This is a genomic window from Sphingobacterium allocomposti (genome assembly GCF_008124885.1).
Taxonomy (GTDB): Bacteria; Bacteroidota; Bacteroidia; order Sphingobacteriales; family Sphingobacteriaceae; genus Sphingobacterium; species Sphingobacterium allocomposti.
This window is the reverse complement of record NZ_VNHX01000032.1, coordinates 12,569-28,849: the sequence shown is the minus strand read 5'-3', so window position 1 is coordinate 28,849 and position 16,281 is coordinate 12,569. Positions and strand designations below refer to the sequence as shown.

11 protein-coding genes are annotated in these 16,281 nt (G+C 46.9%); 3 read left to right on the top strand and 8 right to left on the bottom strand.

Annotated elements, in window-relative coordinates:
• Positions 1-588: 588 nt before the first annotated feature.
• The 8 genes from BC792_RS17295 to BC792_RS17260 all read right to left on the bottom strand — a co-directional run bounded on the left by BC792_RS17295 (position 589) and on the right by BC792_RS17260 (position 10,831).
• On the bottom strand, positions 589-3,384 hold the full coding sequence (locus BC792_RS17295; protein ID WP_148910279.1) for a hypothetical protein: 2,796 nt from the start codon (positions 3,382-3,384) through the stop codon (positions 589-591).
• 38 nt (positions 3,385-3,422) lie between these two features.
• Positions 3,423-4,493, bottom strand: a complete 1,071-nt coding sequence (locus tag BC792_RS17290) for a hypothetical protein (protein ID WP_148910278.1) — start codon at positions 4,491-4,493, stop codon at positions 3,423-3,425.
• Entirely contained in the window at positions 4,477-5,295 is an 819-nt protein-coding gene (locus BC792_RS17285) for a fimbrial biogenesis chaperone (protein ID WP_148910277.1), read from the bottom strand. Before BC792_RS17285 ends, BC792_RS17290 begins: the two co-directional genes overlap by 17 nt.
• A gap of 197 nt (positions 5,296-5,492) precedes the next feature.
• A complete protein-coding gene (locus tag BC792_RS17280; protein WP_148910276.1) occupies positions 5,493-6,083 on the bottom strand; it encodes a hypothetical protein in 591 nt (196 codons plus the stop codon).
• Between the two features lie 856 nt (positions 6,084-6,939).
• Positions 6,940-7,467 carry a hypothetical protein gene (locus tag BC792_RS17275; protein ID WP_148910275.1) on the bottom strand — a complete coding sequence of 176 codons (528 nt, stop codon included), beginning with the start codon at positions 7,465-7,467 and terminating at the stop codon, positions 6,940-6,942.
• Positions 7,468-7,558: 91 nt separating this feature from the next.
• Positions 7,559-8,389, bottom strand: coding sequence for a helix-turn-helix domain-containing protein (locus tag BC792_RS17270; RefSeq protein WP_148910274.1), 831 nt, complete (start codon positions 8,387-8,389; stop codon positions 7,559-7,561).
• Positions 8,390-9,260: 871 nt separating this feature from the next.
• Positions 9,261-9,884, bottom strand: coding sequence for a LuxR C-terminal-related transcriptional regulator (locus BC792_RS17265; protein ID WP_148910273.1), 624 nt, complete (start codon positions 9,882-9,884; stop codon positions 9,261-9,263).
• Between the two features lie 347 nt (positions 9,885-10,231).
• The gene (locus BC792_RS17260) at positions 10,232-10,831 is read right to left on the bottom strand and encodes a helix-turn-helix domain-containing protein (protein WP_148910272.1); all 600 of its coding nucleotides are present in this window, start codon (positions 10,829-10,831) and stop codon (positions 10,232-10,234) included.
• 747 nt (positions 10,832-11,578) lie between these two features.
• Here BC792_RS17260 and BC792_RS17255 point away from each other — a divergent pair.
• The 3 genes from BC792_RS17255 (at position 11,579) to porM (ending at position 15,829) form a co-directional block, all read left to right on the top strand.
• Positions 11,579-12,895, top strand: a complete 1,317-nt coding sequence (locus BC792_RS17255; protein WP_148910271.1) for a glycoside hydrolase family 28 protein — start codon at positions 11,579-11,581, stop codon at positions 12,893-12,895.
• A 555-nt stretch (positions 12,896-13,450) separates the two neighbouring features.
• On the top strand, positions 13,451-14,266 hold the full coding sequence (gene porL / locus BC792_RS17250; RefSeq protein WP_148910270.1) for a type IX secretion system motor protein PorL/GldL: 816 nt from the start codon (positions 13,451-13,453) through the stop codon (positions 14,264-14,266).
• Between the two features lie 30 nt (positions 14,267-14,296).
• Positions 14,297-15,829 carry a type IX secretion system motor protein PorM/GldM gene (gene porM, locus BC792_RS17245; RefSeq protein ID WP_148910269.1) on the top strand — a complete coding sequence of 511 codons (1,533 nt, stop codon included), beginning with the start codon at positions 14,297-14,299 and terminating at the stop codon, positions 15,827-15,829.
• The last annotated feature ends 452 nt before the right edge of the window (positions 15,830-16,281 follow it).

The window sequence follows — 16,281 nt, the reverse complement described above, 5'->3', positions numbered from 1 at the left end:
GTGGAATCGTGAAGACTACTTCGTAGTTAGAGGAGGTTAGATGAGTGAGGTAAAGTTAGATAGGTTGTTCGTAAAGTCGTGGCTCTAAGCGTATTAATTGACCTCGTAGAGGTCATATTTCAATAGAAAACCGTGTACCCAATTACACGACCCTGACGGGGTCGAATATATTCGCGATAGGGGGAGAATCGTAAGGTTGTTGATTTGTGAAGTCGTGAAGTTAATAGCTAGTGGCAGATGGCTAATGGCGGATGGCTATAAGCCGTAAAGTCGTTGATTTGCAAAGTCGCAAAGTCGCATATTCGCAAAGTCGCTAATAGCTAATAGCCGATGACTATTAGCCGTGGGGCTAAGTATCCCTAACCCCTAACCCCTAGTTTCTAACGGACGGCTATAAGCCGTAAAGTCGTTGAGTTGCTGATTCGTAAAGTTAAGATCTAACACCTAACCTAACCCTTAACTCCTAATTTCTGACTTCTAACTTCTCACTTCTCCATACTCACTACTCAAATCTCACGTCTGATATCTGACTTCTCACTTCTCACTTCTGACTTCTAATCACGAGTCACCAACCACAAGAAACAACGACTATTTACCGAACCGCTTAACTTCAATTTTCTTCGTTTTGACGTGCAAGACGAACGGTGCAAGATTAAGCGTTTCGCCGATTTCAACTGTTCCGGTTTGTGCTTCTTGATCAATCGTTATTTGTTGCGGGAACTTGGCTACATCAAGATAAAAGCTATATGTTCCCACCGGTAGGCCAAGTTCAAAACGTCCATGTTTGTCTGTCCGGGCTTCTACCGTCGTTCCACTTGCGTCTTTGGCGATTACCGTATAGCGATCTAGACTAAGATCTGTCTCTAGACTTAACCCTGGCGTATAATCCAGCCGGATGCTTCCGCGGACGAGGCCTCCTTTACGGAGGGCTACATGGACGTCTGTGCGCGAGCGCGAAATTTCGACCTCCATCGTCGATCCTAGATATGGTCCGCGCCGCGGAACAAAAACTGTATAGCGGCCGTAGGGGAGCTTCTTAAAGGTGGCCCATCCTTCCTGATCAGTTACGAAGAGGACATCCCGGACAGCAAAGCTGTAGTTGTCCGCAGCCTCGTCGCCTTCGTCGAAGACACCGTTGCTATTGTGATCATAGAAGCAGCGTACCCGAAGGTCGCCGGTTTTTGTACGTGGGCGGTCGATGTTCTGTGCTTTTAAATTCTGTCGGATTCCTATCCTTAGGTTATTAAACTGGTAGCTATTACCCGCCTGGCTAACGTTATAGTGGTATTGTAGCAGGCCGTTAATAATGGTGTTCTTTAATACGCGATAGTTGAAGCTTGCCGTACCGCTGACTCCCCTTCCATATCCGCTATTGTAGTTGGCAGCCGTGTTGACTGTCCAATATAGCTTCTCGTGAAGGAGGTTTCCGTTTAACCTTGCGCCTACGGAGAGGCGGTTGCCAAAAGAGCGCCCCACCAAAGAACCCGCGAGCACGTCCGACACCTGAAATGCACCCCGTTGAAAGGATCCATACAGCCCAGCGCGCCGATAGTTATAATTGACGTCGGTGCGGATGGCCATGTTGTCTTTGCTGTGGCCGTCAATCGAAACGATTCCTGCCTCCATTGTCCAGTTTAAGGTATGTCGCAGGCTGCGGGACCGGTAGCTCGTTGTACTGAGAAGGCGCCACGAGGCTGTAGCCAGTTCGTCCAGACCTGACGGGAGTGCGAAGCTCCCTCTGTCCCGGTTGTAGCTCGGCATAACGGATATATTTATCCGCTGGTTGATCGGCGCGTAAAGATTTAAATCCCAGCGGGAAGACTGGCTGGAATAGCTGAAAAAATGTTCACTGAAATAGCTCGGCTCGTAACGGAAAAACGTATAGCCTAGCCCAGCTGACATTTTGCCCCATGAACGGTTAACGCGTTCGGTAAACTGTAACGCTCCTCGACGGTTTCCGGTATAATAGGGGGTACTGACAAAGTTATCGCTGGTAAATGTCCATTTTGCCCAACGTTGATCGAATCGCAATCCAAGGGCGGCAGAGGGAACAATAGAATCGGTAATAGCCAGCTGACCGTCGTACTGTTGCAGCCCGGCGGCAGCGAAAAGCCGAAGTTGCATTTTGTCCGCGTACTTTTGTTTCAATAGATCGAAGCTGTTGCTCCACAGGAAGCTTTTCGTACTATCGATGTTGTTTCTGTCGTAAAAAAGCTGACTTTCGTATCGGTGCCGTTCCGCCCTGCCTTCGCCCAATACCATGTGGGCAAACGCGGTATATCCCGGATTGAAGGGCGTATGATATCCCAAAAGGTCGGTCGAACGCTGCACGGCTCCCACCATAATAAAACGGGCAGCAGACGTGTCTTGATGGGTAAACTTTGCCCCTCGGCCGTAAAGGGGGGCTTCCATACTTTCCTGAATGTTGCCGATCGTGTACGTGTTCTTGCCTTTGTTAAATTCGGCAAAGGTATTGCTTAACGTCGGGCGGTGTGCGTTGCCTATCTGTGTGAGATAAGATGTATAGCGGAACCGTCCTTCGGCCACTCTATATTCTCCCTCCGCGCGAAGATAATATGTTTGCTGCTCTCCCAACATATTGTCGATCTGTACGTCAATAAAATTCCGGGAATACGCTGCTAGGTTGCCGTCGTTCATGAACATCTGCTGGTAGTTGCGGTTAGCTGTTATGTTGGGCAGAAGAATCGTTGCGTTCCCGAAGACATCGCCGTTTTGAAAAATCCCAGTGACCCGTATGGTATATTGTGCGCGCACGAGCATATACTTTTCGGTGGCGAAACGTAGCGTGATGAGTGTATCCGCTCCTGATGGCAGGAAGAGTGGATGTTCTTGAAACGTTGTATTTCCGACCCTATCGGGCGAAGAAAAAAGTACTTTAATCGGCTCATCTGTGGTGCCTTGGTTGGTTGCCCGGACGCGGATGGCGATTGAATCGCCCACGTGCTTGAGGTACTGCTGGTCCGACACATCTTGTAAGATCACCGCGCGTTTGTCGGGAACATCAATATTAACGTGTCGTGTATGTAGCAATCGACCGTCGCTAGCCGTAAGCTGTATCTGGAGCTGCTGTCCGCGCATAGAAGAGAGCGCCTGGCTTTGAAGCCTGATAGCGACAAAGCGTTTTTTGCCAGGGGCGATGCGAAGCGTGATACGTTCATTTCCGAGGACGGAAAGGCCTGTCGGCAGCGTAAGATGTATTTCTCCTTCGAAACTTTCTGCTGAGTTATTGCCGATTTCAATGTCGAACGTGTGGAGAGCAGCGTCCAAAGTTATCGCCTCGGGCGTTTGTAATGTAATATGCGGATCCGTCGGCTGAGCCATCTGACCCTTGGCTAGTTGGAGATGGGATAAAAAAAGAACCATCCAGATAAACTTCCATATTTGTATAGTAGGACGAGGCACTAGCGTGGCATCAATAAATAGAGCAGAGAAACCGAATAGTCGCCCGGCTTGGCTTGAAGCACCTGGTCGCGGCTAAGGCTGGCTTTGTATTCGGCATTAAAATACTGTGTCTGCGTTTTATCTTTTGACGTTGATGCCACGGCGACCTGTTCGCGTGTGGACAATACAACCGTGGGACTCGATTTCAAGGCAACTACGCCGCTTGCGGGCGATAACTGTACCGACAGGATCGAAAGTGGCAGCGCTCCGCCACCCTCTCGCAATATCTCGCTGTCGACAGATTTAATATGTAGTTCGAAATCGGTTATGGAGTTTACCTGTACCGCGTTCGGTATCTGTAGGCTGACCCCTTGGGTGTAATCGTTTCGCGTATGAAACTGTAAATTAGGGCTCTCCGCAGAGACTTCAAGTTTATAATCTGGCTCGGCATCGACCAAGTGCCCGTCGGTAAGACTGGGAGGAAACTGCATTTCGTAATTGACCTGCTGCGTGCCGATAACATTCCGGAGCTCGTCGTATAGCGTAAAGAGGAGCGGGATTCGATATTTTAGATAAGTATACTGGTTGGGGCTGAGGTAGTCGTCTAAGTATTTCCCGGGGGCGACCGTCACAGCGCCGTACAGGTGATATTGCGAATAATGACTGCCCTGCGAGCTGATGGGCTGCTTGCTGCGCTCGACGAGCAGAACATCGTTGCTGTTCTGCAGAATGATGGGGCTGCGGCTGGCTCCGATGGCATCCAATCGGAAGGCCGGATTATTGTTGTCTGACGTCCACTGAAAAGAGATTTTATCTGGTGGTAATGGCTTACCGCTACGATTGGGCCCGCCAGCAATGGTTTGTATAGGAGCTAATAGGCGTACTGCTAAAGACCAGTTGGGATGGTGTATATATTGTCCATGTAAATCAAACTGAAACGTGTTGAAGCGATCCGATGTCGTATGACCTAAGTAGGAAGTCACTTCGAAATAATTGTCTGACCATACGGAAAAGCGGAGCTGGGCCCTTGAAGATATGGCATACAGCAGCAGGCCGATAAATAATCCGATAGTCCTAGCCTTTTGCCACATAGTCAAACTCCAGTTCTGCAACTTTAACAACTTCCTGATCGCCGTAAAAAACCAAGACCGAAGCAAGGTACTGGCCCGTCGTCAACGTGTCTGGGACAGCAATATACTGTTTGCGTTTGTCGCCAGGCAGGCAGTAAAACGTAAGGTTGTCGACAATCGTCTTTTCGCCGGTCTCCTGATTGAGAAACTCGGCCCGCGCCCGACCTTCCAGCCAGATGTTTCCCGTCACGTCGTAGCTTAGCTCCAAAAATGTGCCTACACTATCGATATGGTGGTACTGTAAGTTTGTGATATCGAGGTCGGGTTGCTCCCGTCCATTGAAGCGGTGGTATATTTTGATGCCTGATCGTACAGCTAGTCTGATATTCGCTCCCTCGCGCTCCTCTCGCGCTCTCGGGTTTAGCTGCGTGACGAACAACATCGTGGTATGAATAGGAAAGTCACTCGTAAATTTGGCATCCGAGGGCACCTGCATATTTAGCTGTAAACGTTTAGATTCTCCAGGTTTTAGCGAGAAATAGGTCTCCGATACGGATATCCAGTCGGCACAACTTGTTGGCAACGAGCCCTTTTCACTAAGCACGTTGTCTCCATACTCCGAGTACGACCAGTCTTCGAAGGAGATGCCTAGCTCTAGTGTATAATCTTTGCTTGGATTAGTGACGTCGATATACTGGGTTTGCCCCTGTTCGGCGTCGGCTACAAAATATACGCGGGGAGGGCCAACCGTAAGGCCTGTTTGTGCTATAGCCGTCGTGATCGCGGCGAGTGCCAATAGGCTTAATAATAAAACTTTCTTCATGATAGACGTAATGTAGATAGAGTGGCTTTAGAAGGGCCATGGCATTGTGGAGAGAAGGATGAGGCTGTCGAAACCGGTAGGTGCGTCTGTTCGCCCAGCAGGGTCTTGATCAACCGAATGTTTTTGAAGGATGTCGAAAAAGCAAGTGCCAACCATCGACACTTGCTTCTTTATCTGGTATGAAATCGTGCGATCTGCTAGTTGGCCGCAATGGTGTATACCACGTCGACGGTATAAACAGCTTTCGAATCTTTGCCTCCGTTGCCCAATAGTTTTTTGACAGTATCCTCGTTAAGTGGCTTACCGATGTATTTTACGTCGAGCTCTTGATCCAATACCGACGATCCGGCGTCGCTTGTTTGCCCAAAAGGACCGAAGTCTAGATTTGCTGCAGCTGTTTGTGATGCTTTGCCCCCTACGGCAATCTCCAGTAACTGGCTAGCGTCGTAGTCGGCTTGACCATTTCCTAGCTCTTTTATAAATTTACCGCCAGAGGAAAGAGCGGCCTTAACACGATACCCCGAACCTACAGATGATACCTTGAGTTGTCTTTGAACCAAAGTGTCTACACCATGCTTATAGTCGGCGGCTGTTTTATAACGTAGCGTCACCGCATCATCATAGCCAGCAGGAGCCGCTCCCGGAACTACGCCACTACCGATTTCGATAGATTGAAATGGGTTTAGCTCAACATTTACTTTTACTTTTACTCCGCTAGTACTGGTTTGTGCTTGTGCTACTGAAAAGGTAATAACCAATGCTACAGCAGCTAAAATCAATTTTTTCATTTTATTATCTTAATGGTTTGTTAATATATGGTGTTGATATTTACAATCTATATGTCTTTTAAGACACTGCAAAGTTATAGCGGGTGTCTTGACAAAAAATATGATTTTCTTTCCATAAGGTATGAAAAAAGGCGATTAAAAATATTTGTAGATATTCCGCCACAAGCATCTATATCAAGGTTTTCGATTGAAAAAGGCTAATTGATCGACGTTCGGCGATAAAGGCAGGCTCAGCATCTCAACGGCTAGCTCGCATATGGTAAGGGGTTGATTTTGTTTGTTAAAAGTTGTTGAATTAATTTATGGGCGATACCATAATTTGTGAAATCGTTGATTCGTAAAGTCGCAAAGTTGCGAATCTGCAAAGTCGCTAGCAGATGACCTATAGCTAACTAATTTCTCACTTCTGACTTCTAATCACGATCTATCCCCTAACCCCTAGTTTCTAACTTCTCACTTCTAAAATGTAAAGCCGTTGATTTGTAAAGTCGCATATTCGCAAAGTTGCAAATCCGCAAAGTCGCAAATAGCCGATGACTATTAGCCGTGGGTCTAAGTATCCCTAACCCCTAATTCCTAACTCCTAACTCCTAACCCCTAATTTCTAACTTCTCACTTCTAACTTCTAAAATGTAAAGCCGTTGATTTGTGACGTGAAGTTAGATAAGGTTGATAGGGTTAATAAGGTTGGTATGGTTAGTAAATGAGAAATTAAAGATGGAAAGTCGTTGAGTTGCTGACTCGTAAAGCTAACAGCTAACACCTAATTTCTGACTTCTAATCACGAGAAACGAATCGCGATCTATCCCCTAACTACTAACCCCTAACATCTCACTTCTAACATCTCACTTCTCATTTATTTCGTTTCGATGCTATAAAGTATATCGTTTGTAAATGCGACGGTATTGTTTTTTTCTGCGTATTTTACCAGTTCATCGCCTCCAGGCCCTTGGTAGGTGACATCGAAGAGCCCTTCAAAAGCAGGGCCGCCGGAGGAAATAATCGTTTCATTATACGGCGTGAGGAAGGCCGGCCTGAGTTCCTCGGAAAATCCGCCAGAGGGGGCTGTCGCCTTAACTTTGATCGGCGGGATGGAGACGTGTTCCGCATCAGGTGTGCCTATCTTAACAAACTCTTGGTTGGTAAGCCTGACCTTCACTTCGTATGCAGATGTACTGAAAACGGTTAAATGTCCTTTTTGAACCAATTCGACCCCGTTCCTGTAGTCTTCCGCTGTATGGTAAGCCAGCGTGACTTCCGATTGATCGGGATGAATGGTCAGGTTTTGTACGTGATGCAGTACGAGGTTTACCTTGACACTGCTTTGTGCGTATACGCTCATGCCCGCTAACCCAAGTACTAAAGCTAATGCTGTTCTCTTCATAGGTATCTTCCTGATACCATAAATATAGCTTTTTATTCTTTATAAGAATCGCGTACCGAAAAAAAAAATCGTGCAAAAGCAAGTGCTTTGTTTAACGCTGCCATCGGTTCCGGTAGGCTTTTGGACTAGCTCCACAAGCCTTAGAGAAGAAAGAACTAAAGTTGTTTTCATTGGTATACCCTAATTCCCAAGCTATCTGCTTGATACTCATGGACGACTCTGCTAATAGTTTTTTTGCACTGCGGATGAGTTCCTCGGTAATAACGTCCTTAGGCCTCATACCTAATACAGACTTCGAAAGTTCTGTAAGCTTCTTACTACTAACACACAAGGCGTCAGCATAGTAGGTCACTTGCTTTTCACGTTTGACGTGACGCGAAACAAGATCCTGGAAACGGCGTATTAGCCGCGTGTCGGCATTTTGGTTGAGGAGGCCGCCCGAGCGGTTCTCTTCCAGGTAAATTGCGGCCAGCAGCATGATCTGTTTGATCATATTGTGCGCTAAATCCCGATAGATAGCTTCGTCGTAATGTTGTTTTGCACGTTCAAGATGCAACCCGATAAATTCGTAATAAGAGGCATACTGTGGGGAGACAGGCAAAAGCCGATAGCTATATTCCTGCCTTCTGAACGATTTAAGGTTCTGCAAAAAAGCCTTATCCGCATCTGTTCTGCTGAAGAATTGTTCGGAAAAATAGATCAAGAAAAAGGGCCTAATTTCGTCTTCGTTGCTTTTGATTTGGACGTCCTGGGCAACGAGGACCAAATTATAGGCTTCGACTTCGATAAGACTCCCATCAATCAGAAGGCTACATCCCTCGTCTGGTATGAAAAGAAGCATATAATCGCGCATGGCCGTCGGATAATCTGTCCGTACAAACGTGTATTCTTTACCTACTACGCGGTGAATGCCGAACTCCATAATGCCGTATTATTTGTTTTCCAATAGCAGAAGCAGGGTCCCTGTCGACGCGCTAAGTGCTGGCAGTAAAATCTTAACCTAAGCTAAGAAAGAATGTAGTAATGAGGAAAAAAGTTTGGAAAGTTGTAGATATTCTACTACAAGGCGTGAATTCGTGACCTGCGTAGGGAGGTGAAGTTGGAAGTAAGAAGTTAATAGCTAATGGCGGGTGGCTGTAAGCCGTAAAGGCGTTGATTTTTGAAATGGAGTTAAATGAGGTTGATAGGTGAGAGAATCGTGAAGGTGTAAAGTCGTTGATTCGTAAAGGTCCGAGCTCCTACTATGAATCGCAAAGCAACGTCATCGCGCAGAGGAACGACGACCGCCGAAGGCAGCTGCGAAGCAAACCGATCTAACCGCTAGCCTCTCACTTCTGATTTCTCACTTCTAACTTCCGATCACGAATAATATAACATCTTTATGTGACGGGGCTAACTTGTTTCTTTCGGAAAGAAAGCGGAATTTTGATAATGAAGATAGGGGTGGAAGTTATGAAATTTAGAATGCCAACGCGATTCTACGAGGGCACGAAGGCTTTAAAAACTAAATCCATAATATAGAAGATAGTATACTCCTGTCTGTTATGAACCGAGAAGCTAATTTAACAACGGTAGCTTAAACAGCGACATGCTGGAGGTGTAAACCCGACGTGAACTTTTTTACCTATGAAATTTTACGTCGTACTATTTTTACGGATATAGTTCGACTACCCTGGCCAACGGCCGGGGTATTTCATTACAATCGTATTATGTTTAGGGATCTGCCTGAATCGTAGTCATTATGTGAATTCGACGGAGGATATTACTCCGCTTCCAATACCGGTACATGTTTCTTAGACTGTTGCTGCCGAGAAATGAGACATCAGCTCTCCTTTGCTGTTAATATTGAGCTTTCTGTATACCCGTTTAATGTAAACCCGCACGGTGTCCAGCGATATCTTGTATTGATCTGCTATCATCTTATAGCTCAGCCCGGCAGCGATGCCATTTGCTACCTGCAGTTCCCGCGCGGTCAGCATATCTTCAAACTTCCTGAAGGCGGCAGCTTGATTGATCAAAGCCCGGTTAATGCGTGGGCTAATGAAAGAGCCCTGATTAAGAGTCACGTCGATGGCCAAGGGCAGATATGGAAAGCCCGTCTGTTTGGTTAAGAAGCTGACCGCACCTTGGCGAAAGCACGAGCGGACAACATTCAGGTCTTGCTGACTTGTTAGGATAATGATTTCAGACGACGGGAATATGCTCTTTACCTGTTCTATAATGCGTGGCTGCTGCTGTTCGATGTCCAGAATCAGGATGTCGGGTTGGCGGAGCTTCGGATCCGGTCCGTTGTCTATCGTGCTCCAATCAAATATAATGTGTACCACTTGTTTTGCGTCGGTACCGTTTTCGGCCAGGTACTGTTTGGTCGTCGTCCTAGCCCGCTCATCCCTATCGATTATTCCTACAGTAATCATGGTAGCTTAATTATATTCATAAAACAGTGTTCCATTTGTGCGAGGGCCCGTCCGGAAGAGTATCCATTGTTGATGACGGCGCTACTGTTACAACAAGTAGCGCGCAATTATGTTTTGTTTTATTTCAGGACCGATAGAACTGGTTAGCTTTTAACAATTTGTTCCAAGTCTTGCAATGTATAATGTGCACTCCCTACAAATGTGCTGAATAAGGCGGAAAATTAATAACCGTCGATTTTTACAGGCGAAAATAGAAAAGTAAAACGTCTCTTCAAATATGCAGGTGAAAGCAAACGATTGGGTAACCTTACTGGAAAGAGCAAGCTCTGGTAGCACGCGGCCGTGAGCTACGCTTTACTATAAAGGAAGATTGTCCGCTTGGATGTTGATTCGTCGTTTTTGACACGGAGGACGGGGCGACGTTTTAATGCCGTGCCAACATACTTCTTCAAGAGCTCGTATAGCCGGCCCGATTCCAGGTGCAGGTCATGCTCGTGGGCAAAGTCGGTCAGCATCTGTGCGACGGTGCGTGGCGTGGCAAAATAATCTGTGTGAAAAATAATGTAAGCGATGTAATCGCGCTCGCGTTTCCTGCCCGTACTGGTTGGTTTGGAGACAAAATGCTTTTTTTCTTCCTGAAAATAACCTGATGATGCCGATAGAGACTGGCTCCTGAATGTCTGGAGTTTGGTGAGTTTGTCGACGTCGATGCGGAGCGGCTGGTGGAAGTCAAAGAAGTCGGTCAGCGGGATAGCGAGGGGCGTGCAGATTTTGAAAACGGTTTCCACGGAGATGGGCAGGGAGCCGCGCTGATAGCTACGGAGTGAGCTGGCGCCGACCTTCGTGAAAGCAGCTAGTCCGGCAACAGTCATTCCTGTTTTCTGCAAGATTTCATCAATACGGTTTGCAATATTTTTGGCGAGTGTCCGGTCCGTCGCTTTGCCCATTTCTTGTATCTGTATGAAAAATTTGATAAAACTTTTTTGTTATATTCTTACAACTTGTTATATTTGTAGCACCGTATGGCGACGTATTGCCCGGATGATAGGGGCGCAGGCAAACGCCTAAAAGCCCTTTAGAGCTATGTTATGGCGTGCTGATGTATTGCCGGTTTGTCCGTTCGTCGGTGCGAGCCGGAAACAATAAACAGGCGACGTGCTACCTCTTGTAAGTATGCCTCGTGTGGCTGGAAGAGCAGTATTGCGTAATCCAGTCTTTGAAGGCTTATGCTCAGCTTAAAAGAAAGTAGCTTAAAATGCCTGCTACCGGCCTATCGATAACAATTGCTACGCAGTATGCTACAGAATTGACCAGTTATTTTAATCTCCACCCCAAAATTAAGGACAATTTCTGAAGCTTCCTAGTTAGCGATTGAAGTATTATCGTGGATCGATAAGATGCGATAGGTCGGTTTTTTAGCGGATGGCAGATAGCTAATAGCCGTAAAGTTGTTGATTTGTGAAGTCGTGAAGTGAGAGGCTAATAGCCGATGGCATATAGCAAATGGCATATAGCAGCTATAAGCCTACGTTACTCACTACCCAATACTCACTACTCAAATCTCACTTCTAACATCTAACTTCTAATAATTTTCTTAACTTCGTATTGTTGCTAACAATAAACCGAACGTTCCTATGGAGGGCCATCTAACAAGATTCTACTTTTTTGTTTTTTCGCTGAGTATCTTTTTATTAATGGGATGTAACAACATACAAAAAGAAAATGGTAGCCGGGAAGAGAAGATCGCAGAAATTCTGACACATATCCGGGTTCCGCAGATTCCAGGTAACGTCCTGACGCTGACCGATTATGGCGCAGTGGGAGACTCGCTCACGGATAATAAAGCGGTATTCGACAGCGTGCTGCAGCTATGCAAGGAACAAAGAGGAGGGAGGATTGTCGTGCCGCCGGGCATCTATGTCGTCAATGGGCCGATACACTTGGTCAGCAATGTATGTTTAGACCTGCAGAAGGGCGCTAAGATCGTGTTCGGTACGAATCCAGCAGACTACCTGCCGGTTGTCCCAACGAGTTGGGAGGGAACTTTACTGTACAACTACAGCCCCTTAATCTACGCCTACCAGCAGGAGAACATCTCCATTATAGGCGAAGGCACTATCGACGGCAATGGAGAGGCAGGCTTCAGTCGATGGTATGACAAGCAAAAGCCAAGCCAACAGCTCAGCCGGAAGATGAATCATGAGGGTGTTCCGGTAGAGGACCGTATTTTTGGGGAGGGACATTACCTTCGCCCTCAGCTTATTCAGTTTTTCGAATGCCGGAACATTCTTATAGAAGGGATAACCATCCGAAATTCGCCGTTCTGGTGTGTGCACCTGTTGAAGTCGGAGAATATCACAGCCAGAAAGGTTAAATTCGATGCCTTCAACAAGAACAATGACGGCTTTGACCCCGAATATGCTAAAAACGTGTTAATCGAAGATATCGACTTCAATAACGCAGACGATAATGTCGCCATAAAGGCGGGGCGCGACCACGAAGGCCGTAAGGTCGGCACCGCTTCTGAAAATATCATTATCCGGAACTGCCGGTTTAAAGGGCTTCACGGTGTTGTGATTGGCAGCGAGATGTCCGCGGGCGTACAACACGTTTACGTCGAAAATTGCGTGGCATCCGGATACTGCAAGCGGGGCGTTTATCTTAAATCCAACCCGGATCGGGGCGGCTATATCCGCGATATATACGTGAACAACGTAGCATTTCAAGGTGTTGAAGACCTGCTCTTCATTACGTCACACTATCATGGTGAAGGGGAGGGCTTCGAAACCGATATCCGGGACATCCATATCGATAGCCTAACCTGCCGGTCTGCTAGCCATGCTGGTCTCGTCATCCAGGGATACCCCACGAAAAAAGTTCGGGATGTGCATCTGTCGCGCGTTTACATCGACTCATGTACGACGGCGCTCAGTTTCCGCAACGCTGAACATGTTGTGTTCAATGATGTCATCATCGGCGACGAAGTAAAAGTTCCTACTGCCGTCAGGTGATATCTGGATACCCCTTCCCCGCCGTCTGTCAGCGAGGGTGCAGGGTGTGTCCGGGTTTTTAATGGAGGAGCAGCTGCTGTGGGGTGCCGCCTATTTACCCTCCGGCAATGTTGGGCTGAGCACTTCGGCGGGCTCAGTACAGGCTCAGTCGAAGCCTAGGACGACAGCGAAGAAGGCGTTATACATTTCGTATATATAGAGATTTGTGCGTTCTGAGCTCGTACCGACAGGGAGCGTATAAAAAAGAGAAAATATCCGTATTCCATAAACATCCGACATCTAGGGTTTCTTTACTCGACCTGGGATTAATACCGTTGTTGCCTGCTTTCCAAAATTGTAGCAAAGGCATTTTACCTTTTTTTTATCTGGTTCAGCCTCGGGGTCCCTTTGCGGCTTGAATTTCAGTTGTTAACGAAAGCTTAAACCTAATTGTAACAAATCTAATATATATTCGGCGTAGTTTTTGCTTCACCCATACAAGTTTCTAAACATTACATCGTTAATGAACTAAACATTAATGGAAAACAACTTAAACATCATCTTTGAAATTAAATTATGAGTACGAAAAAAGACAATTCTAGGTGGCTTCATGTTGCTATCTCCTGGGGAGCTAGTATCGTAATTGTTGGTGTATTATTTAAGATCCTGCACATCGGGGGAACTACGGCTAACTACATGATCGGGATAGGACTTGCGGTCGAAGCTTTCTTATTCTTTTTGATGGGATTCAACCCGCCGCCCAAGGAGCCGGACTGGAGCCGGGTGTATCCGGAACTGGACGACAGTTATCAGGGAGAGCTGCCTAACCGGTCTATGCAGGTCGTAAAAGATGTACAGACCGGGCCTTCGGCTACTGCTGCGCTGGACAAGATGTTTGCCGACGCACACATCGAAGCATCGTCGATTGAACGGCTGGGACAAGGACTCCGCGATTTTGGCGAAAAGGTGTCTGCTATTAACAAGCTGTCGGATGTGTCGGTCGCTACCGACGAATTCACGCAGAAGTTGCGTATTGCTACATCTAAATTTGATACGCTCAGCGCGGAGTTTGAGAAGGCATCAGCAAACCTCGTGGCGTTGTCGCGTTCTAATGCCGACGTGCCCAACTACCACGAACAGGTTCACCAGCTTACAGGAAATCTGCAGCGACTCAATACGATGTACGAGCGTGAATTGCAGGACTCTGCGGCACATTTGCAGTCGATGAACAGATTTTACGAAAATCTGAGCAGTACCATGCAGAACTTCAACGAGTCGTTAGATGATTCGAGAGCATTTAAAGAAGAGGTCGGTAAACTGGCTAAAAATCTGAACGCGTTGAATGCTGTTTATGGTAATATGTTGAGTGCAATGAACCAGCCTCGTGTGTAATTCATCCATGTTAAACTTTAATTGAACGAAATGGCATTAGGAAGAGAGACACCAAGGCAACGGATGATCAATATTCTGTATCTGGTGTTGCTGGCCTTGCTGGCCTTAAATGTACCGGACTCTATATTGGACGCTTTTAAAAATATTAATAACAGTTTAGAAACATCGAAATCGAACGTCAACAATTCCGTGCAGCAATTGTTTACAGCGTTTGAGAGTACGAAGCTCAAAGATGAGCCCGCACGTGCACGACCTATATACGAAAAAGCAAAACAGGCACAGGCGATTATTGCGGAACTCAACCAATATATCGATGGTATTAAAGAGGAGTTTGTCGAACAGGGCGGCGGAATTGATGAGAAGACGGGCGACCTGAAAATGCGGGAGAACGAAGACATCGCCCCCAATATGATGATTAATGGGAAGAAAGGCGAAGAACTAAAGAAAAAAATAAACGGTACCCGGCAGAAATTGCTTGCTTTATTGACACCAGAGGAGCAAAAGTCGGTTTCTTTCTCGCTGGAGGCTAACGATCCGGACAAGGCGGTGAACGGTAAGCGCCGGTGGGAGGAGATTAACTTCGGCAGTGGGACACCCCTGACCGCAGCGATGACCATTCTGACGAAAATACAGACCGATGCACAGAATGCCGAATCGGATGTCGTGAAGCTGATATTGGGAAAGATGGATCAGGCAGTGGTCAACCTGGACAGGTTTTCGGCGGTTGCCGTGGCGCCTACATCGTATTTAATACAGGGACAGCCGTATAGTGCCGAAGTATTCCTGACGGCATCGGACTCTAAGTCGCAGCCCGCGATCAGTGTCAATGGTACCAATCTGGAGGTCGTCGACGGCAAAGGGATATACCGCGTGCCAACCAATAGAGAAGGTATTTTTAAATGGTCAGGGATTATCCGCGTAAAACAGACTGATGGATCCTACAAGGAATATCGAACCCCCGAACAAACCTATCAGGTGGCAAGACCTTCGGCGGTGGTGTCGCCGGACAAGATGAATGTGTTGTATATCGGCGTTAACAATCCTATATCGGTATCTGCGCCGGGTACGCCAACGGACAAAATAAAGGTAAGTATGAGCGGCGGAAGCATCAGTGGGTCGGGCGGGAAGTATAATGTCCGGGTGAGCTCGCCGGGCACTGCACGTATTTCCGTAGCGGCCGAAGTGGCGCCGGGTAAAACACAGACCTTGAGTACAACCGAGTTCCGCGTGAAGCGTATTCCCGATCCGATAGCCCAGTTTGGAGGAAAGACCGGCGGATCGATGGCTACTGTGGCTCTGAAAGCGCAGAACGCGGTATTTGCAAAGCTGGAAAACTTTGACTTTGAAGCTTCTTTTAAGGTGACGAAGTTTTCGATGATCGTCGCGAAACCCCGGGCGGACGCAATTGTCCTGTCTACTTCCGGTGGACAGCTTAGCTCGGCCATGAAGGCCGCACTGAACGGTATTGGTCCGGGAACCCGTGTGATTTTTGATAATATCATTGCCGTTGGCCCTGATGGTTCGCCCCGGCAGCTTAACGCGGTAGCGCTGACGGCAAATTAAGTTAGTATTGAGAAGTGAGATATTAGAAGTGAGATGTGAGTAGTTAGAAGTTAGGGGATAGATCGCGATTCGTTTCTCGTGATTAGAAGTCAGAAATTAGGTGTTAGCTGTTAGCTTTACGAATCAGCAACTCAACGGCTTTACGGCTACTATTAGGAGTTAGGGGTTAGGAGTTAGAATAGTTAGATGGGGTTAGAATAGTTAGATGACGCTCGTTGCTATCAAAAACCACTTCACGATTTATAGCCATCTGCCATCCGCCATCTGCCATTCGCCTTTCACTTTACGACTTCACAAATCAACGACTGTACGGCTTTTAGCTTATGGCTGTTGGCGTATAGCTTTTAGCTATCTGCCAATAGCCATCTGCCATTAGAAATCAGAAGTGAGATTTGAGAAGTGAGATGTTAGGGGTTAGTAGTTAGGGGATAGATCGCGATTCGTTTCTCGTG